The organism is Enterobacter sp. fkY84-1 (genome assembly GCF_052974705.1).
Genome location: NZ_CP169393.1, coordinates 4,103,396 through 4,128,992, shown reverse-complemented (window position 1 = coordinate 4,128,992; position 25,597 = coordinate 4,103,396). Strand labels below are relative to the sequence as shown.

The following is a 25,597-nucleotide window of genomic DNA, read 5'->3' as shown; positions in this document are numbered from 1 at the left end:
ATACTCTCCGGGGAATGCTATGACTGGTCAGTCTTCATCTCAGGCGGCAACACCTGTTCAATGGTGGAAGCCCGCACTCTTCTTTCTCGTGGTCATTATTGGCCTCTGGTACGTGAAATGGCAGCCATACTACGGCAAAGCCTTCACCGCCGCCGAAACGCACAGCATCGGTAAATCTATTCTCGCTCAGGCTGATGCCAATCCGCTTCAGGCGGCGTGGGACTATGCCATGGTCTACTTCCTTGCCGTCTGGAAGGCTGCCGTCCTGGGCGTGATCCTGGGCTCACTGATTCAGGTGCTGATCCCGCGCAACTGGCTGGTGAAAACCCTCGGGCAGCCGCGCTTTCAGGGTACGTTGCTGGGAACGATCTTCTCCCTGCCGGGCATGATGTGCTCCTGCTGTGCTGCACCTGTGGCGGCAGGCATGCGCCGCCAGCGCGTATCAATGGGCGGCGCACTGGCGTTCTGGATGGGCAACCCGCTGCTCAACCCGGCGACGCTGGTGTTTATGGGCTTTGTCCTGGGCTGGCATTTCGCGTTCATTCGTCTGGTGGCAGGACTGCTGACCGTGCTGGTGGTGGCGACGCTGGTGCAAAATCTGGTGAAGGATAAGACGCCAGAGTCCGCGTCTGTTGAGCTGGACGTCAGCGAGCCGCAGGGCGGGTTCTTTGCCCGCTGGGGCAGGGCGCTATGGCAGCTTTTCTGGAGCACCATCCCGGTCTATATCCTGGCGGTGCTGGTTCTCGGGGCGGCGCGCGTCTGGCTCTTCCCGCATGCGGATGGCGCTATCGACAACACGCTGTTGTGGGTCATTGCGATGGCCGTTGCAGGCTGCCTGTTTGTGATCCCTACCGCCGCAGAAATTCCCATTGTTCAGACCATGATGCTGGCCGGCATGGGCACCGCACCGGCGCTGGCGTTGCTCATCACGCTGCCTGCCATCAGCCTGCCGTCGCTGATTATGCTGCGTAAGTCATTCCCGGCGAAAGCGCTGTGGCTGACCGCAGGGCTGGTGGCGTTGAGTGGGGTGATGGTGGGGAGTATTGCGCTTCTGTGAAAAACGCCCGGTGGCGCTACGCTTACCGGGCCTACAAAAAAATCCCCTCACTTGAGGGGATTTTTTTATTTAATGTAAGTAAACGCGGTGGTGACGTGCTTCACGCCGCTCACCCGGCTGGCAATATCGGCCGCCGCTTTCCCTTCACGGTCGGTCACCAGACCCAGCAGGAACACTTCACCGTTTTCCGTCGTCACCTTCACGTTGGAGGATTTCACCTGGTCCGAACCCAGCAGCTGGGAACGCACTTTGGTGGTGATCCAGGTATCGGAAGAAGCATCACCCAGGCCAATTGGCTTGCCTTGACGCACTTCGTTAAACACCTCTGTGGTCCCTTCAACACCCATCGCAATCTGTTTCGCACGCGAGGCGAGTTCCATATTCGGCGCCTGGCCTGCCAGCAGCACTTTGCCCTGGTAAGCCGTCACGTTGATACGCGCCTCTTTCTTGATCTGTTCGTCTTTCGACAGCGCACTGTTGACGCGCAGCTCCAGCGTACCGTCATCCACCTGTGTCCCCACAGAGCGCGGATCGGTTGCTGCTTTGGTGCCTACTGCGGCGGTACCCACAACGGCCGCAGCGATACATCCCTGAAGCAGTAATGCAGACATAAGGACTGCGAGGGTCGATAAAGCCTTCATAAGAACTCCTTAATCATCCTGGTGAGGGAAAAGCGTGTTATCGATCAAGTCACATAAGCAGTTCACCGTGAGCATATGCATTTCCTGAATACGCGCGCTCCGGTGAGACGGAATGCGGATTTCCACATCCTGCGGCCCAAGCAGACCCGCCAGCTCACCCCCGTCATAGCCGGTTAAGGCCACGATGGTCATGTCGCGGGTGACGGCGGCTTCAACGGCTTTGACGATATCCCGGCTATTGCCGCGCGTGGAGATGGCCAGCAGCACATCTCCGGCATGACCCAGAGCTCGCACCTGCTTTGCGTAAATTTCGTCATGCAGACGATCGTTAGCAATCGCCGTTAAGACCACATTATCGGTATTAAGTGCAATGGCAGGTAAACTCGGGCGTTCTGTTTCAAAACGATTGATCATGCTGGCAGCAAAATGCTGTGCGTTGGCGGCTGACGTGCCGTTGCCACAACAGAGGATTTTGTTGCCGTTTAGCAGGGATTGCACCAGCGTCATTGCGGCACGCGAGATAGCATCCGGAAGGGCTTCCGCCGCGGCAATCTGAGTCTGGATGCTTTCTGTGAAGCACACTTTAATTCTTTCGAGCACGTTATCCCTTTTAAATCTTAATTATGCGTCTTCGCCAAAAGCGTTTTTAAGCCATTCGATCTCATTTCCGGTGAAGGCTATCACATCGAACCGGCAATCCACAGTATCAAAACTCCCATTATGGCGGGCAAGCCACAAGTGGGCAGTCTGTAATAATTTATGTTGTTTGGCGAGCGTCACGCTGGCGGCAGCACCGCCAAAACGGGAGGACTGTCGAAAGCGCACTTCTACAAACACGATGACCTGACCGTCTTTCATGATCAGGTCGATTTCGCCGCCACGCCCGCGGACGTTGGCGGCGATGAAATGCAGTCCTTTGCCTTCAAGCCAGCGACGCGCCTTTAACTCCCACGCATCGCCGGTCTGTTTGCGGCTTAACTGGCCGGGACGATCTGCCCCTGCTGGTATTTGAGCCATGATAACTTCCTGTTAATCACACAATCCTGAGTGGCGGTCAGATCGCCGGTGTTGCCGTTAAGCTCGAAGCCCGGCACCTGACGCATCTGGGTAAAGTGGTTCGCCAGCGCCCACGCATCAACCCCCATCGCATACAGACGCGCCAGAGAGTAATCGTTACGCACCGCGCTCAGCGCCTGCTGCATCAGGGATGGATTGCTGCCAGCCAGCATCGGGATTTCGCTGTACTGCAGACCGTCCATTTCCAGACGGAAATCCGGGCCTGCGGTGCCCTGTGCGCTGCGGGAGCTGGCGTAGAGCGTTGCGCCACTCTGGCTGCCGTTACGCATTGCAATCATCGGTTTGATAAAGGCGATCTCCTGCGGTGTGGCAACGATATAGGCCGCATCCACTTTACCGCCACCGCTAATCTGCGCGTCGGTTGGCGGTGCAGGGATCGTCAGGCCGCCAATCGTCACGCCCTGCTGCTGTGGCAGGCTCGCGGCGACCGGGCTACCGTTAAGCGCGATACCCGCCCCGCCGTTGACGCCCGCGCGCAGTTCAGAGACGGAACCGAATTTCTGCTGCAGTACCACGCCGCCGCCCAGCTTCTGCCACTCATCGGCAAAGGCATTGGCCACGCGATCGCCCAACGCGCTGCGTGGGATGAGCAACAGCGGTGCCTGCTTACCCTGCTCGTGAATATGACGCGCCGCATCGCGGGCTTCATCTTCCGGAGAGAGCGCGAAGTAGCAGATATTGGCCCGGTTCTGAACCTGCTCTGGCTGGTTGAGCGCCAGTACGTTCAGCGTGGTATTGCTCTTCATCAGCTCTTCCACGTTGTTTTTCAGCAGCGGACCGACAACGATGCTCGCGCCATCCTGTTGAACCTGCGCCAGAACCTGGTCCAGCGGCTGCGAACTGGTATCGTAGATTTTCAATTCAGCGCCCGGGTTGGCGCTGGTGGTTGCCACGGACTGCGGCTGCGCGGCAGGTTGAGCCGCGGGTTGTGCAGGCTGCTGTTGAGGCTGTTCTGCTGTTGTGGCAGGAGCTGGCGCCGTTTGTGTCTCGGCCGGAGCCTGGGCCGCAGGTGCTGCTGTAGCCGGTGCAGCTTCAGCTGGAGGCGTCGTCGGGGCCGTCACAGGGTTTTGCATCGTGCCCTGCGCTGGCGTTTGCGCCGTGGTCAGGTCGCTGGTCTCTGCGGCGGATGGGCTGACAACATCATTATTCACATTAGCCGCCTGGGCTGCCTGTGCGGGAACGGCGCTGCCGGCTACCGACGTCGTGCCGTTTTTCGCCGCTTCAAAACCCTGCTGAATGGTACGTCCAAACACCGCCGCCTGGCCGTTGAGCGGCAGAAGCAGGGCGATTTTGCTGGTGGAAGCTGGCTTAAAGTTCTGCACGTTCACCAGCTGGGTTGGCAGCATTTTCGCGCCCGGGTTTTGCGGGTAGCGCGTCTGCCAGTCCGTAATGCCGGCTTTCAACATTTTTGGATCGCTGCGGTTGTTAAACCACATCTGCTGCAGATCCAGCCAGCCCTGCAGGACGTTTTCATCGGCGTTGATGACCAGCGCCTGCGCCTGTTCCTGCGTCATCGACGCCAGCGCTTGCCAGGTGGCATCAATATTCTTCTGCTTATCAGCACCGCCAAGCAGCGGCTCTTGCGCGACGAGCGCGCGGAGCAAGGTCAGCGAAGGGCGTCCCTGCTCAGCGGTAATACCCGCCTGCCAGAAGCGCGCCTGCTGGTTTTTATCCAGCGCGCTTACGTCGATATCACCGAGGATCTTCTTCGCGGCGGCGTAATCTTTCAGCGCGACTTTCAGCTCGGCAGAGAGCAAGCTCTGCTCGCGACGCTGTGCGTCGTTAAGATCTTTTGGCAACTGGTTAAACAGTTCGGCTGCCCGCTGGGTTTTACCCTCTTTCAGCAGTGCACGAATGGCGAGTAATTGCCAGTTGGTCTTGGTATCATTTGAGCTCTGCGACATTTGTTGCAGATAAAAGCCAGAATCAGCCTGAGCAGAACCCTGGAGATGGGCGGTGCTCTGGTCAGGTGCCTGAGTGCCACAGCCTGCAAAGATCAGGGCTGCCAGCAGAAGCGGCACGCTGCGCGTGGCTTTTTTTCGAAGAAACGTTAACGGTACCATACTGTATCCAGTGATTTTTTTTACGCAATGCTCAATATTAAATCGGCAATACGGACGAAACAATGAAACAACACGAAACGGCAGATAATTCTCAAGGCCAGCTTTATATTGTACCTACTCCTATCGGGAATTTGTCTGATATTACCCAACGTGCGCTCACCGTACTGCAAGCTGTTGATTTAATTGCTGCTGAAGACACCCGCCATACCGGCCTGCTGCTGCAACATTTCGCGATTAACGCCCGTTTGTTTGCGCTGCACGATCACAATGAGCAACAAAAAGCCGAAACGCTGGTGGCGAAGCTGAAAGAGGGGCAGAACATTGCTCTGGTCTCCGATGCCGGTACGCCGCTGATCAACGATCCGGGCTATCACCTGGTGCGTACCTGTCGCGAAGCCGGTATTCGCGTTGTGCCCCTGCCGGGACCGTGCGCCGCGATTGCGGCGTTAAGCGCCGCAGGTCTGCCGTCTGACCGTTTCTGCTATGAAGGCTTTCTGCCTGCTAAATCAAAAGGCCGCCGCGACGTCTTAAAAGAGCTGGAAGCGGAACCGCGCACCCTGATTTTTTACGAATCCACGCACCGCCTGCTGGAGAGCCTGGAAGATATGGTGACCGTCTGGGGGGAAGGCCGCTACGTGGTGCTGGCGCGCGAGCTGACCAAAACCTGGGAAACCATCCACGGCGCACCGGTGGGCGAGCTGCTGGCGTGGGTGAAGGAAGACGAAAACCGCCGCAAGGGTGAAATGGTGCTGATTGTCGAAGGGCACAAGGCGGAAGAAGACGCCCTTCCTGCCGACGCGCTGCGCACGCTGGCGCTGCTGCAGGCAGAACTGCCGCTGAAGAAAGCCGCTGCGCTGGCGGCAGAAATTCACGGCGTGAAGAAAAATGCGTTGTATAAGTATGCGCTGGAGCAGCAGGGGGAGTAAGGCATCCCCGCCAGTTTTGCCGGGTGGCGGCTACGCCTTACCCGGCCTACAAAGCGACTTCTCTATACCGTAATGACCTCCGTGCCCGCTTTGCTCAGCAGTTCTTTATCCTGCTTTCCGATCCCTTCATCCGTAATGACACAGTCTATTTTTTCCATCGGCAGTACCTGGTTGAAGCCACGACGATTGAATTTGCTGGCGTCCAGGACGGCAATCACCTTATGCGCGGCCGCCGCCATCACGCTGCTAATCGAATAACCTTCATTGAAGGTGGTGATGCCATTTGTGGCGTCGATACCGTCAGCCCCGACAAACATCAGATCAGCGCTAATGCCTGCAAGCGAACGCTCTGCAATGGTGCCATGCATCGAATGCGTTTTATGGCGCACCGTGCCGCCACAAACCACCAGCGTAATATCTTTGTTTTCCGAAAGGGCAAACGCGGCGGGCAGGCTGTTGGTAATGACGGTGATATTGGCTCGTTTGGTCAGCGCTTCGGCGATGAGCATGGTGGTGCTTCCGCTGTCCAGAATGATCGTCATTCCCTCTTCAATCATGGCCGCGGCAGCCTGTGCGATGCGCTTCTTCGGGTCGCTCGCAAGTTGATAACGGTCTTCCAGCACCACTTCCTGATTTTCGCTTTCTGCCAGGTTGCTGCCGGGCCTTGCGGCGCCACCGTGAAAACGCGTGACCAATCCCTTTTCTTCCAGCAGACGCAGATCTGTTCGAATCGTCACTTCTGAAATGCCAAACATATTCGACAGATCCAGCACCATGACACTGCCCTGAGCGTTGACGAGGTCAACGATTTTATTGCGTCGCTCAAATGAGTTCATATTGAATTGCCTGATAATTAACTGCCTCTATTCTAATCGAAGGTATGCGAAAGGTGTACGGTAATATTCGAAAGTAAATGTGAGCCAGCTCAGGTTGCTGGCTCGAAGCACTACGCAAAGCGCAGCATAATTTTGCCCTGCATAGGCGCACCGTTTAGTCCTTGCACGGCCTGAGCAAAGCTGTCGCTATCGCCGATATGAGCAATAAGGGGCTTTAGCTGCAGTTTTTTCTCTGTGAGCAGACGGGCTGCGGCTTTCCATTCTTCACCCGGCCACGGGGCCGAATAATTCATCCAGCTTCCCAGAAGCGTCAACTCCTTACGCAGTATCTTGCCAAATGTCGCCGCAGGTAAGTTCAGGTCATGATGCAGCGTACCCACCAGCGCGACCTGGGCCCGCGGCCCGGCGATATCAATGGCGAGCGTAACGGTTTGCGGTGTGCCAGCAGTCTCAAGAACCAACTGATCAAACGGGTTGTCGCTCAACGCGTTAAGGATGTCGTCTGCGGCCAGAGCGCGGCTATTAAACACCTGAGTTGCCCCCAGCGTTGTTGCCAGCGCGAGCTTATCGTCATTGATATCGATCGCGATAACGCTGTTGGCGCCCAATGCCAGTGCACACTGCATCGCCAGCAGGCCGATAGTGCCTGCGCCGACAATGATGACGTTCTTACCCTCGCAGCCGGAAGCAAGATGAAACGCGTGTAGCCCTACGGTTATGGGCTCAATAAATGCACCATCTTCAATTGCCATCTCTGCAGGAAGGCGGAACAGGTTTGCTCGCTTCACCACGATATATTCCGCGTTGCCGCCTTCGCTGCGAGATCCGACAAACTGATACTGCTTGCAGAGTGAGAAGTAGCCTTTTTCACACGCCGGACAGGAAAAGCAGGGCAGTAATGGCACGCAGGCAACCGGATCGCCTGCCTTGAGATCGTGTACTTCGGTACCACAGGCTTCGACATGACCGCTAAATTCATGTCCGAGGGTGATGGGATAATAATGTGCCCCTCCGGCAAAAATTCGCGGAATATCGGAGCCACATAATCCTGAGCAGGCAATACGCACCCGCACATCATCCGCAGCCTGAATGTGAGGGATTGGACGTTCTTCAACGCGCACGTTGCCCTCAGCGTGAATTACCACTGATTTCATATTCACTCCAGAAAAAGAGGGGAGCATTGCTCCCCGGATATCAAGACACCGTCTGGCTTTGCGGGGCAGCGGCGTTCTTTTCTGCCGCGGTAAACACGCGGGCACGTCGCCAGGTAAGCAGGATGCCGGTGACGTAAATGGCACCAATCACGATGAACCCCACCACGTTTTGCCAGGTGAACAACTGGATGAGCAGCCAGGTGACGGGTGAACCGCCCTGATCCATGGAGGCCACCAGCCCGCCCGCTTTCAACGCGCCAGCATTTTGCGCAAGCTGGGTGTGCAGGCCGATGGTCTGGGTCGCAATCCACAGCGTAATGCCCATGATGATGACGCCAGAGATAAGCGTGCGGAACAGGTTGCCCTGATGCACCGCGACCGCCATCGCCACAAAAAAGCCGATAGTGGCAAGGTCACCGAACGGCAACACCTGGTTTCCCGGCACCAGAACAGCAATCAGGATAGTGAGCGGTATGAAAATCAGGCTGGCGGAGACGACGGACGTATGGCCCAGCAGCAGCGCCGGATCGAGACCGATTAAGAACTCCTGCCCACCAAACTTTGCCTGCAGACGTTTACGGGCATGTTTAGCAATCGGCGTCAGGCCGTCCATGATCGGTTTGATAACGCGCGGCATCAGCAGCATCACGGCGGCGGTTTTCACGGCCAGCTGGAGAACGGATTTGGTGTCGTAGCCTGCCAGCATGCCAATGGCCAGTCCCATCACAAACCCAACCGTGACCGGTTCGCCAAACGGGCCAAAGCGTTTTTGCACGTCGTCAGCGCTAAAATGAATACGCTTCAGGCCTGGGATTTTATCGATAATCGTATCGACCAGAACGGCGATTGGGCCGAGGTAAGCTGACGAGCCGTGAGGGATGGCGATCCCTTCCAGACCGAAGAAGTCCCGCGTGTCTTTGGCAAACCAGTCCCCTAGCTTGTAAACAAACGCGGCGTGCACCACAACGCCCAGGATCCCCAGCCAGTAAGAGCCGGTTGCCAGGTGCAGCATCGCACCGGTGAAGGTCATGTGCCAGATGTTCCAGATATCGACGTTCACTACCCGCGTCATCCGCGTCACTAGCATGACAACGTTGACGCCAATGGCAACAGGGATAGCGATAAGTGCAATCTGTGATGCCCAGGTCATTGGGGATGAACCTGGCCAGCCGACATCCACCACGTGCAGGTTAATCTGGAACTGCTCAGCCATCGCTTTGGCCGCCGTGCCGATGGAGTCAAGCATCAGGCCAATAACCAGACCGATCCCGACGAAGCCAATGCCGATATGTAGGCCGGATTTAAAGCAATCGCCCAGCTTCATCCCCAACAGCTTAGAGAAGATGATGATGACGATTGGCAGCATTACGGTTGGCCCCAGATCGAGGATGTACCGCATGATTTCGGTAAACATGATCTTACCCCTCGAGGATGGTCAGAATTTTTTGCTGCAGGGCTTCGATGCCGACGCCGGATACAAACGGCATGCCATGCACCACCGGGATATCGCCAAAGGCTCTGTCAACTTTCGCCGTGGTACAAATCAGGTCTGCACCGTCCATATAGGTTTCGATTTCAGTCACCCTGCACTGGACCAGATCCAGCTCAATGTGGTGGGCTTCACACAGTTCTTTGATCTCTTCTGCTGCCATAGTTGAGGTGGCGACAGCACCGCCACAGGCAACAATAACTTTGCGTTTCATAGGGTACTCCTTTCTTATTATCAGTATGTTATGAAGCCCGGGCACAGGCGACAGGCTCAAGGATCGTCTCCCGTAAACGATCGGCCAGGCGCTCTGCGGGCGCAGCCAGCAGCATGTCCAGCACGTCCGGGTTTTGTAGCTCACTGAAAAGGCGGCGCAGCAATTTCATTTGCGCCGCAGGGTTTTCAACGATTAACGCGATGATGAGTGAGACGGCGACCTCGCCATCATCATCGGCCTGCTGAAAATGCACCGGTTTGTCCGGACGAATCAGGTAAATCGCGGGGCGTTTCGCATGTACGGCTTCGCAGTGCGGAATAGCGACCGCATGGCGTTCAAGGGCAATGCCGGTGGGGTAGTTCATCTCCCTTTCCAGAAGGGCGGCAGGGTAGGTGGCGTGTACAACACCGTTAGCCAGCATCTCCTCGCCAATATGCGCCAGCGCCTGCTGGCAGGTTTCAAACTCAATTCCGGTACGGACAAAAACGTGACTCATACACTCTCCGGCATTAGAGGGGTTCAGGGGTGCAGCCAAATCGATAGGCGCGTAATACATCCTGTATTTTGTCGATGATGAGATTTTGCGGTGTTGCGGCGATCTCATTCATCGACAATCGTTCGAACTGGACGGGCATAAACTGGCTAATCAGCCCCAGAGGCAAGGAGGTTGTGCTCAGATTAGCGATCAACTTCTCAACGCTCTGGCGAATGCGCGGGTGCGGCCAGTAGTAGCGAATGCGATCGGACAGGCTAAAGTGAATATCCACCATTGCCTGGCTCCAGGTGGGGCGGTAGTACTTCTTCCAGTAATCCGGCTCGTTCAGCATGACTTCGTCGATCACATCAAGCGCATGGCTGCGTTGCTCAGGGGCGATGAGGGCCTTCTCCATTTGTGCAAGGGCAAAAATGGCTTCTCGCAGGGCAAAGGTAAGCGCCGGGCCGACTTTCAGGATCGCGAAGTGATCGCGAACCAAAGCACGATAGGCCTGACGTGTCTGGTAGTCGGTGGAGTGCGCCTCATAGACCATGGGGGTCTGGCGGATCCAGCCGGAAAGCGCCTCTGCCGCGTGCGGTTGGTAGTGAATAATTTGCGTATGGTCGAATTCCACGCCGGGTTGTACGACTATCGCAATCACGCGCGTCATAGCCTCGTCCAGACCGAGCGCGGCAAAGGCCTCACGATGCGTTTCCAGCGTCTGCGCGGCATCTTCCACGCGGGTAACATGAACGCTGTTAATACTGCTGGCTTCACCGCCGGGAACGGGAACCTCAGTACCAATCACATAGGTTAGCGCCGCTTTTTGTTCTTCAGTGGCCGTCTCTTCTGCCGCTTTGCACAGTCGGGCAGCACGTTGTGCCACCACCCCTGGCGGGAGTGGGACAGGATCGTCGGCGCAGGACATGGAGGCGTCCAGGTGGATCTTGCTAAACCCCGCCGCGATATAGGCTTTGATCAATGCGATGGATTTCTCCATCGCCGCGTCAGCCGGTTCATTTTGCCAGCAGTTTGGCCCCAGATGATCGCCACCCAGGATCAAACGTTCATGCGGAAAGCCCACTTCTTTAGCGATCTTCAGAACAAAATCACGGAAATCAGCGGGTTTCATACCGGTGTAACCGCCGAACTGGTTCACCTGATTTGAGGTAGCTTCAATCAGTACCTTGTTGTCGGTATGCAAATCGAACCGCAATGCGGCTTCGATAACCAGCGGGTGCGCTGAGCAAACAGAGCAAATACCGAGATCTTCTCCCGCTTTATGGCGGGTAATAATATCTTTCACGTTTCCTCCTGGTCAGGACTTCAGGCTTTCGTATTTAGAGCTTTCCTTCACAACCACAATCGTTAATAACTTTACGTACCACCTCTTTCATGGCGCGTTTGGCGGGCACCATGTAATGACGCGGGTCACTGGTTTCGGGATGTGAAGCGAGATAGGTTTTCAGGGCATTCGAGAAGGCGATTTTGAGTTCTGTGGCAACGTTGACCTTGCAGATACCGAGGCGAATGGCCTGAAGGATATCGGCCGTAGATAAACCGGAAGCGCCGTGCAGCACCAGCGGGATATCGACCTGATTGCGGATCTCTGCCAGACGTTCAAAATCAAGTTTCGGCGTGGCAGTGTAGAGGCCGTGCGCGGTACCGATGGCGACGGCCAATGAGTCGATACCCGTTAATTCAACAAACTCGCGTGCCTGTTGCGGGTTGGTGTAAAGCGCATCTTTGCTGTCGACCACAAGGTCATCTTCCTGCCCGCCAAGACGGCCAAGTTCAGCCTCCACGCTCACATCGTAACGGTGGCAGTAGTCTGTCACTTTCTTCACCAGGGCGACGTTTTCAGTGAACGGATGATGAGATCCGTCGATCATCGCCGAGCGGATCCCGCTCTGGACTTTCTGCGCGATATCGTCGAAATCTTCGTGATGATCGAGGTGGATCGCCAGCGGTTGGTTGTACGTTTTGGCCAGATCGCTGGCGATGGCGACCACGTTACCGGTTCCTGCATAGCTGAATGTGCCGGGCGTACCCGCCACGATCAGCGGAGATCGCATCTCAGAGGCCGTTTCAACGACCACCTGCAGCGTTTCGAGATTATGAATATTGAATGCCGGTACGGCGTAACCTTCGCGCTGTGCTTTTAGCAGCATCGCTTTCGACGAGATGATGAACATCTTTCCTCCGAAACCTTTCGTTTTATTTATGCGAAAGACAATATAGGGTTTCGGAATGTTATTTTGTGATTGATATCTTAAAAATGAAAGAATCGAAATGAAAGGTAAGGATGCGAAAGAAATGAAAGAAAAAAAAAGCATGGCCGAAGCCATGCTAAGCGAGGTTTACAGCAAACTCACGTCACCGGTGCCGGGTTAAACACCGCCAGCTGATTATGCAATCCCCATTGGTCCGAGAAGGTTTTCTTTCGCCCGCTGGCGACATCCAGAATGAAGTGGAACAGCTTCCAGCCCACGTCCTCAATGCTCTCTTCTCCGGTGGCGATGGTGCCCGCGTTAATATCCATTAAGTCATACCAGCGGTTTGCCAGCTCGGTGCGGGTCGCCATCTTGATCACCGGCACCGCCATCAGGCCGTACGGCGTGCCGCGCCCGGTGGTAAAGACCTGTACCGTAATGCCGGATGCCACCTGCTGCGTGCCGCACACAAAATCGCTGGCCGGCGTTGCCGCGTAGATAAGGCCGCGTTTCGTCGGGCGCTGGCCCGGAGAGAGCACTTCTGCAATGGCGCTCTGCCCGGATTTGGCAATAGAGCCGAGGGCTTTTTCCACCACGTTTGCCAGGCCGCCTTTCTTGTTGCCCGGAGACGGGTTGGCGCTGCGGTCGGTTTTGCCCATATCGAGATAGTTATCGTACCAGGCCATCTCCTCAAGCAGTCGCTTGCCGACCTCTTTATTAACGGCGCGCGGCGTCAGCAGATGGATGGCGTCACGCACTTCAGTCACCTCGGAGAACATCACCGTGGCGCCGCAGCGTACAAGCAGATCGGATGCAAAGCCCACCGCCGGGTTGGCCGTCACGCCGGAGAAGGCATCGCTACCGCCGCACTGGGTGCCCACAACCAGCTCAGAGGCCGGGCACGTTTCGCGCTGGCGGCGGTTGAGCTTGTCCAGATGGCGTTCTGCTACCTGCAAAATATCGTCGACCATTGAGCGGAAACCGACGTGGCGTTCGTCCTGCAGGCGCACGATACTGGCCTCGTCTGCCGGAATGGCTTTGACATCTTCCGTGCCTTGCAGCAGGCGCTCGGGCTGGAGCTTTTCACATCCCAGGCCAATGACCATCACCTCGCCGCCAAAGTTGGGGTTCAGGGCGATATTGTGGATGGTCCGGATAGGCACCACGGCAGCGGGCGCGTTAATCGCCACGCCGCAGCCGTAGAGGTGGTTCAGGCCCACCACGCCGTCGACGTTCGGGTACTTTGGCAGCAGATCGCGTTCGATGATTTTCACCACGTAATCCACGACGCCCGCCACGCAGTGCACGCTGGTGGTAATGCCGAGCAGATTTTTGGTACCGACGCTGCCGTCCGCATTGCGATACCCTTCAAAGGTATAGCCTTCCAGCGGGGGAAGCGGTTCCGGCACGCGGGTTGCTAGCGGAAGCGTGTTCAGCGGCGGCGCTTCTGGCAGCGCCACCAGCGACTCCTCCACCCAGCTTCCCTGCGGAATAGGACGGACGGCATAGCCGATGACTTCACCGTAACGCACAATTTCGCTTTCAGCAGGGATATCCACCAGGGCGACTTTATGTCCCTGCGGAACATGCTCAGTCAGTTCCAGCCCGTCCGGGAAGCGGGTTCCTGCTTTTAAGCCATTGTCGTTGACGATAATCGCCACGTTATCGGCGTCGTGCACTTTTATATAAAACGCCGTCGGCGGTGCCTGTCGAATTTCAATGTCGGCCATTGGTCAGTATTCTCCAGCAAAATTCTGATAATAGGTTCAGCCATTTTTCTGATGGTAGAAATAAATACGCGGCTTTCAGAAATAAAGCATGTCAGCAGATTCAATATCAAAATGTGATCCCGATCGCTCGCGAGCCCGTAATCCTTGATTCTGTGCATTAGCGCCCAGTGCTTTGTGCATATGCAAAAATTTTTATCAAAAAATAGCGTAATACCTGAGCATTAAAACAATGTGCGGTCGTGGATTGCATCTTATACTGAATGACGATTTTATTACGCCAGAATATGTCCGAATAATAAATATCATGCTGGCGCGGTGTCTGAATAAATAAAATGATGCTGAAAAAGGCTGCGGAATTAAAAAGGTAAATACGATGAATAACGCTATCTTCCCGAATAAATTTAAAGCGGCTCTCGCAGCGCACCAGATTCAGATTGGCTGCTGGTCCGCGCTGGCAAACCCTATCAGCACCGAAGTGCTGGGCCTGGCCGGTTTCGACTGGCTGGTGCTGGACGGCGAACATGCACCAAACGATATCAGCACGTTTATTCCGCAGCTGATGGCGCTGAAAGGCAGCAACAGTGCCCCGGTGGTGCGTGTCCCCACCAACGAACCGGTGATTATTAAGCGTCTGCTGGATATCGGCTTCTACAACTTCCTGATCCCGTTTGTGGAGACGGAAGAACAAGCGGCACTGGCCGTGGCGTCTACGCGCTACCCTCCCGAAGGGATCCGCGGCGTTTCCGTTTCGCATCGCGCCAACATGTTTGGCACCGTCCCGGACTATTTCGCGCAGTCCAACAGCAACATCACCATTCTGGTTCAGATCGAGAGCCAGCAGGGCGTCGATAACGTCGACGCGATTGCCGCCACCAACGGCGTGGACGGTATCTTCGTCGGCCCAAGCGATCTGGCTGCGGCCTTTGGCCATCTCGGTAACGCCAGCCACCCTGACGTGCAGCACGCGATCCAGCACATCTTTGCTCGCGCAAAAGCGCACGGCAAGCCGTGCGGCATTCTGGCGCCGGTAGAGGCTGATGCCCGCCGCTACCTGGAGTGGGGAGCCACCTTCGTTGCCGTCGGCAGCGACCTTGGCGCCTTTCGCTCTGCCACGCAGAAATTAGCGGACGCTTTTAAAAAATAACCATCATTGAGGAAACAGATTATGACGCTGAAAGTGGGTTTTATTGGCCTGGGGATCATGGGTAAACCAATGAGTAAGAACCTCATCAAAGCGGGTTACTCGCTGGTGGTCTCCGATCATAATCCACAGGCCGTGGCTGAGGTGATAGCGGCTGGCGCAGAAGCGGCCACCACCGCGAAAGCCATTGCCGAGCAGTGCGATGTCATCATCACCATGCTGCCAAACTCCCCGCACGTAAAAGAGGTTGCGCTGGGTGAAAACGGCATTATCGACGGCGCGAAACCGGGCCTGGTGCTGATCGATATGAGCTCTATCGCACCGCTCGCGAGCCGTGAAATCAGCGAGGCGCTAAAGGCAAAGGGCGTCGATATGCTGGATGCGCCGGTCAGCGGCGGTGAGCCGAAAGCGATCGACGGCACGCTGTCGGTGATGGTCGGCGGTGATAAAGCTATTTTCGATAAATTTTACGACCTGATGAAAGCCATGGCGGGCTCCGTGGTACACACCGGGGAGATCGGGGCGGGTAACGTGACCAAGCTGGCAAACCAGGTGATTGTGGCGCTCAACATTGCCGCCATGTCTGAAGCGCTGACGCTGGCGACCAAAGCGGGCGTCAATCCGGACCTGGTCTACCAGGCCATTCGCGGCGGTCTGGCGGGCAGCACCGTGCTGGATGCCAAAGCGCCCATGGTCATGGACCGCAATTTCAAACCCGGTTTCCGCATCGACCTGCATATCAAAGATCTGGCGAACGCGCTGGACACTTCCCACGGCGTGGGCGCACAGCTGCCGCTGACCGCGGCGGTCATGGAGATGATGCAGGCGCTGCGTGCCGATGGCCTGGGCACGGCCGATCACAGCGCAATTGCATGCTACTACGAAAAACTGGCGAAGGTGGAAGTGGCGCGTTAATCACGGCTTACCCACAGCCGAGGGTGACAGCGGCGCGCAAACCCTCTATACTGCGCGCCGAAGCTGACCAGACAGTCGCCGCTTCGTCGTCGTCCCTTTCGGGGGAGACGGGCGGAGGGGAGGAAAGTCCGGGCTCCATAGGGCAGGGTGCCAGGTAACGCCTGGGGGGGAAACCCACGACCAGTGCAACAGAGAGCAAACCGCCGATGGCCCGCGCAAGCGGGATCAGGTAAGGGTGAAAGGGTGCGGTAAGAGCGCACCGCGCGGCTGGTAACAGTCCGTGGCACGGTAAACTCCACCCGGAGCAAGGCCAAATAGGGGTTCACATGGTACGGCCCGTACTGAACCCGGGTAGGCTGCTTGAGCCAGTGAGCGATTGCTGGCCTAGATGAATGACTGTCCACGACAGAACCCGGCTTATCGGTCAGCTTCAACTTCTTCTAAAACAATACGTTGGTGTGTCTCAGGCTTTCCCTGGTGAAAATGTGACACAGACTGTGATACAAACGAGGCACACCAACGGCTGTTCCATCCCGACTATCCTGAAACCTAGCAACCGCGACAGCCTTCATTTCCGTCTGCCTTCAGTTTATATGTATGTCTCTGGATTGCGATTCATATTTATTTACTGACAATATTGGCTCTACAGACCCCCCTGGCTCACTACAATGTATGAGAAAAATAAATAAAACGTTAATAAATACAGTTTGTCCCTAATTAATTTCTGAAAATGAAGGGGGACTATTGCTATAGAATGATAAGAGCGCTTAACTCAATACCTAATTTTCTCATCGGTATTCGGTTGAGCATGGACAGAAAAAACAAACTAAAAAAACTAATCAAATATCATAAAAATATACTTAAAAATCACCGATATCAGCCTGGTTTAGCAGGTGCAGATCTGAGGTTTATGGATCTCAGGGGGCTCTATTTACGCAATATTAATTTATCGGGATGCGATATTTCGTTTTGTGATCTTCGAGGAGCCGATTTCTCCTGTGCCAACCTTGCAGGCGCTAATCTTAGCTACTGTAAAACGGAAGGTACAATTTTTAGTCACGCTGATTGTACTTGCGTGGATTTTACTGGAAGTGATATCCATGATGTCAGGTTATTGACGGAATATGAACAAAATGAAAGTGACACGCCACTATCCCGACCACTCATCTCCATCTATATGCCAACCTGGAACCGCCAGGCATTGACGATCAGAGCCATACAATCGGTACTGAATCAAGACTATGTGAACTGGGAACTCATTATCATTGACGATTTCTCATCGTCATTTGACCAACTCTTGACGTATATCTCCGAACTGAATGACTCACGCATTACCTATATCCGCAATGAATTTAACTCTGGCGCTTGTGCAGTCCGAAATCAGGCTATACGAATGGCCCGTGGTGACCTTATTACGGGTCTGGATGATGATGATGAATGGCTGCCGACACGCCTGTCCTCTTTTCTTACCTGGCAACATAAACTTCAGTTGCACAGTTTTTTGTACGCAAATGATTATCTCTGTGACGGTACCGGATATCATCATCCTGATGAATTACAGGTGTATCCGAAACCGGCTTATAAAAAAAGCCTGTTTGATAAACGGAATATTATAGGCAACCAAATGCTGACCTTAACCAGTAGAATGCAGCAGATCCTGTTCGACGATGCCTTGCCGGCTGCTCAGGATTATGATGCTTTTTATCGGCTTGCAGAAACCTTCGGTGAACCTTTCAAACTGGATGACATCACACAGGTGCTTTATGTCAATCACGGCGAAGCCCGCATTACCTGCTCAGGACGAAAGTTTTCAGGTTATCTACGTTTTTACAGGAAACACAAAGCCAAATTAGACGTATCGAGTAAAAAATATCAGCTCTTCACTCTATACTACATTCGCAACAAAAAGATGCGCCCGCAAACCCTGATGAAACTGATGACGCTACGCAATCTGAAACGCTATCTGATGATGTATACCCGCTTCCGGAACAAAAAGTTCTGATGCGTACAAACGACAAGAGTCGTTGTGGTGTCTGGAAATAGTAGTTTAATACGGCAATCATTGTGACGAGGGGCTGGATAAGTCGCCGGGAATTACCCCGGCGGACAACCACGACGAACGGGTAAGCGCAGCGCCACCCGGCACCACACAAACGACATCAATTCTCATATTTGCGACATTAAGCACATTTCACTGTTTTTCACTCGCCGGTTCCGCCTCGGCATCTGCAGACGATCGCCATCACAAAATTTAAATCTAAAAAACCGGCGATCTGTAGTATTGATAATTTGTTATGATTGTTAGCTTAATGTTCGTAAATCTTTTCTCGTTTGATGTGCGCTTATTGAAATCAAATACATTTCCTCCGTGAATATGTGACGTATTCCACCCTTTTCCTGAAATTTGAAAATTTACGTCGTAAAAAATGGCTTAAATGAAAGTATGTTTCAAACAAATGACGGTTATTTATTAGCCTTTAATTGCCTGAAATATCGTCTTTATTGTTTTTTTAAGAACGGTGAAATAAATCCGGGTTATCGCCATAAAATAAATTTATTAGCGCTATTTTTGTTGATCAATATCAGCGTCGTAGCGTATTTAATTGCCTTCAATGTATTGATTTATAAAGTTTTTGGTGGGTTTTTGAAGCGTGAGTTAAGGGGTGCTCAAAGCAAATTGTGAGTAACAGCACATACCCCTTTAAACATTATTGAGTAGAATTCACCCCGTCATAGGGAAATAAGCGCAGAATATTATGAACACTATTATTCTACCGAAAACACAGCACCTCGTGGTATTTCAGGAAGTCATTAAAAGTGGCTCCATAGGTTCTGCTGCAAGACAACTGGGCCTGACGCAACCCGCCGTCAGCAAAATCATCAGCGATATCGAATCTTACTTCGGTGTGGAAGTGATGGTACGTAAAAATACGGGCGTAAAACTGACGGCTGCAGGCCAGGTTCTGCTCTCGTACTCCGAGTCGATCACCCGTGAAATGAAAAACATGGTGAGCGAAATCAACAGTCTCAGTTTTAGCACCGTTATGGATGTCTCCTTTGGCTATCCGTCGCTGATTGGTTTTACCTTCCTGTCTGAGATGATCAAAAAATTCAAGGAAGTGTTCCCGAAAGCGCGCGTCTCAATGTATGAAGCTCAGCTCTCCTCTTTCCTCCCGGCCATTCGCGATGGTCGTCTGGATTTCGCTATCGGCACGCTGAGCGATGAAATGCTGCTGCAGGATCTGCACGTCGAACCGCTGTTTGAGTCTGAGTTTGTGCTGGTCGCCAGCAAAACGCGAACGTGCACCGGCCCGACGACACTGGCATCGCTTACGCACGAGCAGTGGGTGATGCCGCAAACCGATATGGGCTACTACAAAGAACTTCTGACCACTCTGCAAGACAACCACATCAGCATCGAAAACATCGTCCAGACCGATTCCGTCGTCACCATTTATAACCTTGTCCTGAATGCCGATTATCTGACGGTGATTCCCCGCGACATGATTGCCCCATTCGGTTCGGATCAATTTATTGTGCTGCCCGTGGAAGACGAATTACCCGTGGCGCGTTATGCTGCCGTGTGGTCTAAAAATTACAGGATTAAAAAATCGGCGTCAGTATTAGTTGAGCTGGCTAAACAATATTCGTCGATGAATATCGAAAGACGACGATGAGTAATAAGTTTTAATTTTAAAAATACCCAGAGCTTAACGTATTAACGCTCTGATACCCTGACTTTGCCTGAAAAGAATGAATTATTATAACGAGGATATTATGCATATTACCTACGATCTCCCGGTAACCATTGAAGATATTCAGGACGCCAGAAAACGACTGGCAGGCAAGATATATAAAACCGGTATGCCGCGCTCGAATTATCTCAGCGAACGGTGTAAGGGCGAAATATTCCTTAAGTTTGAGAACATGCAGCGTACCGGTTCGTTCAAAATTCGCGGCGCGTTTAATAAATTAAGCTCGCTGACCGATGCTGAAAAGCGCAAAGGCGTGGTCGCCTGCTCTGCGGGAAACCACGCGCAGGGAGTGTCGCTCTCCTGCGCCATGCTCGGCATCGACGGTAAAGTGGTGATGCCGATGGGCGCACCAAAATCTAAAGTGGCCGCAACCCGCGACTACTCGGCGGAAGTGGTGCTCCACGGTGAGAACTTCAACGACACCATCGCTAAAGTGAGCGAAATCGTCGAGATGGAAGGGCGCATTTTTATTCCGCCTTACGATGACGCCAAAGTGATCGCCGGGCAGGGCACCATCGGCCTCGAAATTCTCGAAGATTTATACGACGTGGATAACGTCATTGTCCCTATCGGCGGCGGCGGATTAATTGCCGGGATTGCAACGGCGATTAAATCCATCAACCCGACCATTAATATTATCGGCGTACAGTCTGAAAACGTACACGGAATGGCAGCTTCCTGGCAGGCAGGAGAAATAACCAACCATCGCGTTACCGGCACGTTAGCCGACGGCTGCGACGTCTCTCGTCCGGGTAAATTAACCTTCGAAATCGTTCGTGAACTGGTCGATGACATTGTGCTGGTGAGCGAAGACGATATTCGCAACAGCATGATTGCCCTTATTCAGCGAAATAAAGTGGTGACGGAAGGCGCCGGCGCGCTGGCCTGTGCCGCGTTATTAAGCGGCAAGCTTGACCACTATATTCAGGGCCGCAAAACCGTCTGCATTATTTCCGGCGGCAATATCGATCTCTCCCGTGTTTCCCAAATTACCGGCTTCGTTGACGCATAAAGGTGACCTATGAGCAACACAGAAAGCATTATCGTTGGCCAGACAAAAACGTCCTCCTGGCGTAAGTCTGATACCACCTGGACGCTTGGCCTGTTTGGTACCGCCATTGGCGCAGGCGTGCTGTTCTTCCCCATTCGCGCAGGCTTTGGGGGCTTAATCCCTATCCTGCTGATGCTGGTTCTCGCGTTCCCGATAGCGTTTTACTGCCACCGCGCGCTGGCGCGCCTCTGCCTGTCCGGCAGCAACGTCTCCGGCAACATCACCGAAACGGTGGAAGAGCATTTCGGTAAAACCGGTGGGGTGGTGATCACGTTCCTCTACTTCTTTGCCATTTGCCCGCTGCTGTGGATTTACGGCGTCACTATTACTAACACCTTCATGACCTTCTGGGAAAACCAGCTCCAGCTGCCTGCGCTAAACCGCGGCGTGGTGGCGCTGTTCCTGCTGCTGCTGATGGCTTTTGTTATCTGGTTTGGTAAAGACCTGATGGTGAAGGTGATGAGCTTCCTGGTGTTCCCGTTTATTGCCAGTCTGGTGCTGATTTCCCTGTCGCTGATCCCTTACTGGAACTCCGCGGTGATCGACCAGGTCAACCTGAGCGATATCGCCTTCACCGGCCATGACGGCATTCTGGTCACGGTGTGGCTGGGGATCTCCATCATGGTCTTCTCCTTCAACTTCTCGCCTATCGTCTCCTCGTTTGTGGTCTCCAAGCGCGAAGAGTACGAGCCGGAGTTCGGTAAAGAATTCACCGAGCAGAAATGTTCCAAAATCATCGGTCGCGCCAGCATGCTGATGGTCGCCGTGGTGATGTTCTTCGCCTTTAGCTGCCTGTTTACGCTCTCTCCGCAGAACATGGCGGACGCCAAAGCGCAGAACATTCCGGTGCTCTCTTACCTGGCGAACCACTTTGCCTCCATGTCCGGCACTAAATCGACGTTCGCGACGGTACTGGAATATGGCGCTTCCATTATTGCCCTGGTCGCTATCTTCAAATCTTTCTTCGGTCATTACCTGGGCACGCTGGAAGGGCTGAATGGCCTGATCCTCAAGTTCGGCTACAAAGGCGATAAGAAGAAGGTCTCTGTCGGCAAACTGAACACCATCAGCATGGTGTTCATCATGGGCTCCACCTGGGTTGTCGCGTACGCCAACCCGAACATTCTCGACCTTATCGAAGCCATGGGCGCGCCAATCATCGCCTCTCTGCTGTGCCTGCTGCCGATGTACGCCATCCGCAAAGCACCGGCCATGGCGAAATATAAGGGCAAACCCGAGAACATCTTCGTCACGGTTGTGGGCCTGCTGACCATTCTGAATATCGTTTACAAACTGTTCTAAACCATTGCTCAGGAAGAGCGGAGTCACATGATGATTGAGTTTCCGGTTGTACTGGTAATTAACTGCGGTTCGTCCTCTGTTAAGTTTTCGGTGCTCGATGCCAGCAGCTGCGACGCCCTGATGACGGGCATTGCAGACGGCATCAACACGGATAAAGCCTTTATTTCCGTGAACGGGGGTGAGCCAGCCACACTGGCTCACCAGGACTACGAAGGGGCGCTGGCTGCCATCGCCCTGGAGCTGGAGAAGCGTGACCTGATGAGCAGCGTGGCCTTAATTGGCCACCGCATTGCGCACGGCGGTGACCTCTTCAGCGAGTCGACCCTGATTACGGAAGAGGTGATTGAGCAGATCCGCCAGGTCTCCCCGCTGGCGCCGCTGCATAACTACGCCAACCTGAGCGGCGTGGAAGCCGCAGAGCGCCTGTTTCCGGGCGTGCAGCAGGTCGCGGTATTTGATACCAGCTTCCACCAGACGCTGCCGCCGCAGGCGTACCTGTACGGTTTGCCGTACCGCTATTTTGAAGCGCTGGGCGTGCGCCGCTACGGCTTCCACGGCACCTCTCACCGCTACGTAGCCGCGCAGGCGCATTCGCTCCTCGGGCTGTCCCCCGATGACAGCGGCCTGGTGGTTGCCCACCTCGGCAACGGAGCGTCCATCTGCGCGGTGCGCAACGGCCAAAGCGTGGATACCTCGATGGGGATGACCCCCCTGGAAGGACTGATGATGGGCACGCGCTGCGGCGACGTGGATTTTGGCGCGATGGCGTGGATTGCCCAGCAGACCGGCCAGTCGTTTGAGGATCTGGAGCGCGTGGTCAACAAAGAGTCCGGGTTGCTGGGGATCTCCGGCATCTCCTCCGATTTACGCGCGCTGGAGAAAGCCTGGCACGCCGGTAATGAGCGGGCGCAGCTGGCTATCCAGACCTTCGTTCACCGTATAGCGCGACATATCGCCGGGCACGCGGCGTCGCTGCACCGCCTCGATGGGGTCGTATTTACCGGCGGCATCGGCGAAAACTCAACGCTTGTCCGCGCGCTGGTGGCGGAACATCTGAACGTGTTCGGCATCCGCCTCGACGACGCCAAAAATGCCCTGCCGGGTAGCGCGGGTGAGCGCGTCATCTCCACTGATACCTCCCGCGTGATCTGCGCGGTGATCCCTACCAACGAAGAAAAAATGATCGCGCTGGACGCCCTCCGTCTTGGGAAGGTTACCCCGGCTGCGGCTTACGCCTGATAAAGCGAGAATCTGATGAAAGTAACAATCGAAACGGGCGTCGCCCCCTACAGCGACGCATGGGCCGGGTTTCGCGGTGAAGAATGGAAAAACGCCGTCAACGTGCGCGATTTTATTCAGCATAACTACACCCCTTACGACGGCGATGAAGCTTTCCTCGCGCAGGCGACGCCAGCAACGACGGCGCTGTGGCAGAAGGTGATGGTCGGTATTCGTCAGGAGAATGCCACCCACGCCCCGGTGGATTTTGACACCAACATTGCCACCACCATTACGGCTCACGGGCCGGGCTACATCGATCAGGATCTGGAGACGATCGTCGGCCTGCAAACCGACAAGCCGCTCAAGCGCGCCCTGCATCCGTACGGCGGGATCAACATGATCCGCAGCTCGTTTGAGGCCTACGGGCGGGAGATGGATCCGCAGTTTGAATATCTCTTTACCGAGCTGCGCAAAACCCACAACCAGGGGGTGTTTGACGTCTATTCACCGGAGATGATGCGCTGCCGTAAATCCGGCGTGCTGACCGGTTTGCCGGACGGCTACGGGCGCGGGCGCATCATCGGCGATTACCGCCGCGTGGCGCTCTACGGCATCCGCTATCTGGTACGCGAGCGTGAACTTCAGTTCGCCGATCTGCAGGGCAGGCTGGAGCGCGGCGAAGATCTGGAGGCGACGATCCGCCTGCGTGAAGAGCTGGCGGAGCACAAGCGCGCGCTGCTGCAGATCCAGCAGATGGCGGCGAACTATGGCTTTGATATCTCACGCCCGGCGATGAACGCCCAGGAAGCGGTGCAGTGGCTCTATTTTGCCTACCTGGCAGCGGTGAAATCCCAGAACGGCGGAGCCATGTCGCTGGGGCGCACGGCCTCGTTCCTCGATATCTACATCGAACGCGACATGCAGGCGGGACGCCTGAATGAGGTGCAGGCGCAGGAGCTGATCGACCACTTCATTATGAAGATCCGCATGGTGCGTTTCCTGCGCACGCCGGAATTCGACACGCTCTTCTCCGGCGATCCGATCTGGGCCACGGAAGTGATCGGCGGCATGGGGCTGGACGGCCGCACGCTGGTGACCAAAAACAGCTTCCGCTATCTGCACACGCTGCACACCATGGGACCCGCGCCGGAGCCGAACCTGACGATCCTCTGGTCAGAACAGCTGCCGATCGCGTTCAAGAAATATGCCGCGCAGGTGTCGATTGTCACTTCGTCGCTTCAGTATGAAAACGACGACCTGATGCGTGCCGACTTCAACAGCGACGACTACGCGATTGCCTGCTGCGTCAGCCCGATGGTGATCGGTAAGCAGATGCAGTTCTTTGGCGCGCGCGCCAACCTCGCCAAAACGCTGCTGTATGCGATCAACGGTGGGGTGGACGAGAAGCTGAAGATCCAGGTCGGCCCGAAAACCGAGCCGCTGCTGGACGACGTGCTGGATTACGACACCGTGATGGCGAGCCTCGATCACTTTATGGACTGGCTGGCGGTGCAGTACATCAGCGCGCTGAATCTCATTCACTACATGCATGATAAGTACAGCTACGAAGCCTCGTTAATGGCGCTTCACGATCGGGATGTCTACCGTACCATGGCCTGCGGCATTGCCGGGTTGTCGGTAGCGGCGGACTCCCTGTCCGCCATTAAATACGCCACGGTGAAGCCGGTGCGCGACCATACCGGTCTGGCGGTCGATTTCGTAATAGAAGGGGACTATCCGCAGTACGGCAACAACGACGATCGCGTGGACAGCATCGCCTGCGATCTGGTGGAGCGCTTTATGAAGAAAATTCAGGCGCTGCCAACCTACCGCAACGCGGTACCGACCCAGTCGATCCTGACCATCACCTCCAACGTGGTTTACGGGCAGAAAACCGGGAACACGCCTGACGGACGCCGCGGCGGCACGCCGTTTGCCCCAGGCGCGAACCCAATGCACGGCCGCGACAGAAAAGGGGCGGTGGCCTCGTTAACGTCGGTCGCCAAGCTGCCGTTCACCTATGCTAAAGACGGGATCTCTTACACCTTCTCCATCGTGCCGCAGGCGCTGGGTAAGGACGAGCTGGTGCGCAAAACCAACCTGGTAGGGCTGCTGGACGGGTACTTCCATCACGAAGCGTCTATTGAGGGCGGGCAGCACCTGAACGTTAACGTGATGAACCGGGAGATGCTCCTCGATGCCATTGCGCATCCCGAGAACTACCCGAACCTGACCATCCGCGTCTCGGGCTATGCGGTGCGGTTTAATGCCCTGACGCGCGAGCAGCAGCAGGATGTGATTTCGCGAACGTTTACCCAATCTATCTAAATGTGAGTT

Annotated in this window: 22 protein-coding genes, 1 other RNA gene and 1 pseudogene; 12 read left to right on the top strand and 12 right to left on the bottom strand. The window is 55.0% G+C overall.

From position 1 onward, the window contains the following. The first annotated feature begins 19 nt into the window (after positions 1-19). Entirely contained in the window at positions 20-1,057 is a 1,038-nt protein-coding gene (locus tag ACEPLT_RS19690) for a permease (RefSeq protein ID WP_223539615.1), read from the top strand. Between the two features lie 65 nt (positions 1,058-1,122). On the opposite strand, the gene dolP is transcribed toward ACEPLT_RS19690, so the two are convergent. From dolP to ACEPLT_RS19670, 4 genes are read right to left on the bottom strand one after another with little or no spacing between them, the layout of a single operon-like run. After that, positions 1,123-1,698, bottom strand: a complete 576-nt coding sequence (dolP, locus tag ACEPLT_RS19685; protein ID WP_024906379.1) for a division/outer membrane stress-associated lipid-binding lipoprotein — start codon at positions 1,696-1,698, stop codon at positions 1,123-1,125. Positions 1,699-1,707: 9 nt separating this feature from the next. Then, complete coding sequence (gene diaA, locus ACEPLT_RS19680; protein WP_003861754.1) at positions 1,708-2,298, bottom strand: DnaA initiator-associating protein DiaA; 591 nt, start codon at positions 2,296-2,298, stop codon at positions 1,708-1,710. A gap of 21 nt (positions 2,299-2,319) precedes the next feature. Continuing rightward, entirely contained in the window at positions 2,320-2,715 is a 396-nt protein-coding gene (locus ACEPLT_RS19675; RefSeq protein ID WP_045910089.1) for a YraN family protein, read from the bottom strand. Further along, positions 2,673-4,838: a penicillin-binding protein activator gene (locus ACEPLT_RS19670; protein WP_232927470.1), complete on the bottom strand. Its 2,166-nt coding sequence runs from the start codon at positions 4,836-4,838 to the stop codon at positions 2,673-2,675. The genes ACEPLT_RS19675 and ACEPLT_RS19670 overlap by 43 nt, the downstream gene beginning before the upstream one ends. 62 nt (positions 4,839-4,900) lie before the next feature. Between ACEPLT_RS19670 and rsmI the strand changes: the two genes are divergently transcribed. Continuing rightward, positions 4,901-5,764, top strand: coding sequence for a 16S rRNA (cytidine(1402)-2'-O)-methyltransferase (gene rsmI, locus ACEPLT_RS19665; RefSeq protein WP_021242243.1), 864 nt, complete (start codon positions 4,901-4,903; stop codon positions 5,762-5,764). Between the two features lie 62 nt (positions 5,765-5,826). On the opposite strand, the gene ACEPLT_RS19660 is transcribed toward rsmI, so the two are convergent. The 8 genes from ACEPLT_RS19660 to garD form a co-directional block, all read right to left on the bottom strand. Continuing rightward, positions 5,827-6,600: a DeoR/GlpR family DNA-binding transcription regulator gene (locus tag ACEPLT_RS19660; protein WP_032653585.1), complete on the bottom strand. Its 774-nt coding sequence runs from the start codon at positions 6,598-6,600 to the stop codon at positions 5,827-5,829. Between the two features lie 110 nt (positions 6,601-6,710). Then, positions 6,711-7,754 (bottom strand): galactitol-1-phosphate 5-dehydrogenase, encoded by a 1,044-nt coding sequence (gatD, locus tag ACEPLT_RS19655; RefSeq protein ID WP_032653582.1) that lies wholly within the window; start codon positions 7,752-7,754, stop codon positions 6,711-6,713. Between the two features lie 40 nt (positions 7,755-7,794). Next, on the bottom strand, positions 7,795-9,168 hold the full coding sequence (locus ACEPLT_RS19650; protein ID WP_447088311.1) for a galactitol-specific PTS transporter subunit IIC: 1,374 nt from the start codon (positions 9,166-9,168) through the stop codon (positions 7,795-7,797). Positions 9,169-9,172: 4 nt separating this feature from the next. Continuing rightward, positions 9,173-9,457, bottom strand: a complete 285-nt coding sequence (gene gatB, locus ACEPLT_RS19645) for a PTS galactitol transporter subunit IIB (RefSeq protein WP_021242240.1) — start codon at positions 9,455-9,457, stop codon at positions 9,173-9,175. A 28-nt stretch (positions 9,458-9,485) separates the two neighbouring features. After that, positions 9,486-9,953, bottom strand: coding sequence for a PTS galactitol transporter subunit IIA (gene gatA, locus ACEPLT_RS19640; RefSeq protein ID WP_032653576.1), 468 nt, complete (start codon positions 9,951-9,953; stop codon positions 9,486-9,488). Between the two features lie 13 nt (positions 9,954-9,966). After that, on the bottom strand, positions 9,967-11,238 hold the full coding sequence (gene gatZ / locus ACEPLT_RS19635) for a tagatose-bisphosphate aldolase subunit GatZ (protein WP_021242238.1): 1,272 nt from the start codon (positions 11,236-11,238) through the stop codon (positions 9,967-9,969). A 34-nt stretch (positions 11,239-11,272) separates the two neighbouring features. Next, positions 11,273-12,127, bottom strand: coding sequence for a tagatose bisphosphate family class II aldolase (locus tag ACEPLT_RS19630; RefSeq protein ID WP_032675539.1), 855 nt, complete (start codon positions 12,125-12,127; stop codon positions 11,273-11,275). 176 nt (positions 12,128-12,303) lie between these two features. Continuing rightward, entirely contained in the window at positions 12,304-13,875 is a 1,572-nt protein-coding gene (gene garD, locus ACEPLT_RS19625; RefSeq protein ID WP_032653570.1) for a galactarate dehydratase, read from the bottom strand. A 373-nt stretch (positions 13,876-14,248) separates the two neighbouring features. Here garD and garL point away from each other — a divergent pair, with 373 nt between their 5' ends. The 10 genes and pseudogenes from garL to pflB all read left to right on the top strand — a co-directional run bounded on the left by garL (position 14,249) and on the right by pflB (position 25,588). Further along, positions 14,249-15,019 carry a 2-dehydro-3-deoxyglucarate aldolase gene (gene garL, locus ACEPLT_RS19620; protein ID WP_447088310.1) on the top strand — a complete coding sequence of 257 codons (771 nt, stop codon included), beginning with the start codon at positions 14,249-14,251 and terminating at the stop codon, positions 15,017-15,019. 21 nt (positions 15,020-15,040) lie between these two features. Continuing rightward, on the top strand, positions 15,041-15,931 hold the full coding sequence (gene garR, locus ACEPLT_RS19615) for a 2-hydroxy-3-oxopropionate reductase (protein WP_008501502.1): 891 nt from the start codon (positions 15,041-15,043) through the stop codon (positions 15,929-15,931). Positions 15,932-15,990: 59 nt separating this feature from the next. Further along, positions 15,991-16,367: RNase P RNA component class A (gene rnpB / locus ACEPLT_RS19610), an RNA gene on the top strand. 294 nt (positions 16,368-16,661) lie between these two features. After that, positions 16,662-16,979, top strand: a pseudogene (locus ACEPLT_RS19605) (pentapeptide repeat-containing protein); the annotation flags it as partial. 129 nt (positions 16,980-17,108) lie between these two features. After that, positions 17,109-17,933 (top strand): colanic acid biosynthesis glycosyltransferase WcaA, encoded by an 825-nt coding sequence (gene wcaA, locus ACEPLT_RS19600; RefSeq protein ID WP_050595321.1) that lies wholly within the window; start codon positions 17,109-17,111, stop codon positions 17,931-17,933. A gap of 754 nt (positions 17,934-18,687) precedes the next feature. After that, positions 18,688-19,608, top strand: coding sequence for a transcriptional regulator TdcA (gene tdcA / locus ACEPLT_RS19595; protein ID WP_008501504.1), 921 nt, complete (start codon positions 18,688-18,690; stop codon positions 19,606-19,608). Positions 19,609-19,708: 100 nt separating this feature from the next. Further along, the gene (tdcB, locus tag ACEPLT_RS19590; RefSeq protein ID WP_023326154.1) at positions 19,709-20,698 is read left to right on the top strand and encodes a bifunctional threonine ammonia-lyase/L-serine ammonia-lyase TdcB; all 990 of its coding nucleotides are present in this window, start codon (positions 19,709-19,711) and stop codon (positions 20,696-20,698) included. Positions 20,699-20,707: 9 nt separating this feature from the next. Next, on the top strand, positions 20,708-22,039 hold the full coding sequence (gene tdcC, locus ACEPLT_RS19585) for a threonine/serine transporter TdcC (RefSeq protein WP_008501506.1): 1,332 nt from the start codon (positions 20,708-20,710) through the stop codon (positions 22,037-22,039). A gap of 30 nt (positions 22,040-22,069) precedes the next feature. Further along, positions 22,070-23,278, top strand: a complete 1,209-nt coding sequence (gene tdcD / locus ACEPLT_RS19580; RefSeq protein WP_063616165.1) for a propionate kinase — start codon at positions 22,070-22,072, stop codon at positions 23,276-23,278. Positions 23,279-23,293: 15 nt separating this feature from the next. Continuing rightward, positions 23,294-25,588 (top strand): formate C-acetyltransferase, encoded by a 2,295-nt coding sequence (gene pflB / locus ACEPLT_RS19575; RefSeq protein ID WP_232927469.1) that lies wholly within the window; start codon positions 23,294-23,296, stop codon positions 25,586-25,588. Positions 25,589-25,597: the final 9 nt, after the last annotated feature.

Coding starts and splice junctions, on each gene's coding strand:
- dolP (WP_024906379.1), bottom strand. CDS start 1,698: ATGAAGGCTTTATCGACCCTCGCAGTCCTTATGTCTGCATTACTGCTT.
- wcaA (WP_050595321.1), top strand. CDS start 17,109: ATGCCAACCTGGAACCGCCAGGCATTGACGATCAGAGCCATACAATCG.
- ACEPLT_RS19660 (WP_032653585.1), bottom strand. CDS start 6,600: ATGAACTCATTTGAGCGACGCAATAAAATCGTTGACCTCGTCAACGCT.
- ACEPLT_RS19675 (WP_045910089.1), bottom strand. CDS start 2,715: ATGGCTCAAATACCAGCAGGGGCAGATCGTCCCGGCCAGTTAAGCCGC.
- tdcC (WP_008501506.1), top strand. CDS start 20,708: ATGAGCAACACAGAAAGCATTATCGTTGGCCAGACAAAAACGTCCTCC.
- garL (WP_447088310.1), top strand. CDS start 14,249: ATGAATAACGCTATCTTCCCGAATAAATTTAAAGCGGCTCTCGCAGCG.
- ACEPLT_RS19650 (WP_447088311.1), bottom strand. CDS start 9,168: ATGTTTACCGAAATCATGCGGTACATCCTCGATCTGGGGCCAACCGTA.
- gatA (WP_032653576.1), bottom strand. CDS start 9,953: ATGAGTCACGTTTTTGTCCGTACCGGAATTGAGTTTGAAACCTGCCAG.
- garR (WP_008501502.1), top strand. CDS start 15,041: ATGACGCTGAAAGTGGGTTTTATTGGCCTGGGGATCATGGGTAAACCA.
- rsmI (WP_021242243.1), top strand. CDS start 4,901: ATGAAACAACACGAAACGGCAGATAATTCTCAAGGCCAGCTTTATATT.
- pflB (WP_232927469.1), top strand. CDS start 23,294: ATGAAAGTAACAATCGAAACGGGCGTCGCCCCCTACAGCGACGCATGG.
- tdcB (WP_023326154.1), top strand. CDS start 19,709: ATGCATATTACCTACGATCTCCCGGTAACCATTGAAGATATTCAGGAC.
- tdcA (WP_008501504.1), top strand. CDS start 18,688: ATGAACACTATTATTCTACCGAAAACACAGCACCTCGTGGTATTTCAG.
- tdcD (WP_063616165.1), top strand. CDS start 22,070: ATGATTGAGTTTCCGGTTGTACTGGTAATTAACTGCGGTTCGTCCTCT.
- ACEPLT_RS19670 (WP_232927470.1), bottom strand. CDS start 4,838: ATGGTACCGTTAACGTTTCTTCGAAAAAAAGCCACGCGCAGCGTGCCG.
- gatD (WP_032653582.1), bottom strand. CDS start 7,754: ATGAAATCAGTGGTAATTCACGCTGAGGGCAACGTGCGCGTTGAAGAA.
- ACEPLT_RS19690 (WP_223539615.1), top strand. CDS start 20: ATGACTGGTCAGTCTTCATCTCAGGCGGCAACACCTGTTCAATGGTGG.
- ACEPLT_RS19630 (WP_032675539.1), bottom strand. CDS start 12,127: ATGTTCATCATCTCGTCGAAAGCGATGCTGCTAAAAGCACAGCGCGAA.
- garD (WP_032653570.1), bottom strand. CDS start 13,875: ATGGCCGACATTGAAATTCGACAGGCACCGCCGACGGCGTTTTATATA.
- gatB (WP_021242240.1), bottom strand. CDS start 9,457: ATGAAACGCAAAGTTATTGTTGCCTGTGGCGGTGCTGTCGCCACCTCA.